The following is a 503-nucleotide window of genomic DNA, read 5'->3' on the forward strand; positions in this document are numbered from 1 at the left end:
ATCCACTACCACACAGAAGAGGTGTCCTCTATATGATAGAGCAAAAGCAGTCCTGCAATCAACTCCCCAAAGAAATTAAGCCCGCATTCGAAGAACTTCGTGTGCTAAAGCACTTAAAAGACGCGAGAATCAACAAGAAATTCGGTTATACGGCTGCCTATTTGTTTCAGCTTGTATTCGTGCTTTTGTTTCATCAGAAAAATTGGTTTCGTCTGCTCGAAAGTAACAAAGCCGAATCGTTTCCCGGAAAAGATTCCGTTTATCGATTTTTGAACCATACCCAATTCGCGTGGCGGCAATTCCTCTTATCTCTAAGTGCTACGACGGTTCAGAAAGTTGGTCTTCTGACTTCCGATAACCGCGTTACGGCCTTCATATTTGACGATTCGATGTTTGATCGTAACCGCAGTAAAGCCGTAGAATTGCTCGCAAGGTTCAGAGATCACGCTACCGGAGCTTATTACAAAGGCTTCCGCATGCTGACGATGGGGTGGTCGGACAGC

The 503-nt window shown here is 45.1% G+C and carries 1 pseudogene; it reads left to right on the forward strand.

The features are described from left to right. Positions 1-32: 32 nt before the first annotated feature. Positions 33-503: pseudogene (locus IEY34_RS36450) on the forward strand (IS4 family transposase); the annotation flags it as partial.

Origin of the sequence: Paenibacillus marchantiophytorum, assembly GCF_014640555.1 — a bacterium.
Classification (GTDB): Bacteria; Bacillota; Bacilli; order Paenibacillales; family NBRC-103111; genus Paenibacillus_E; species Paenibacillus_E marchantiophytorum.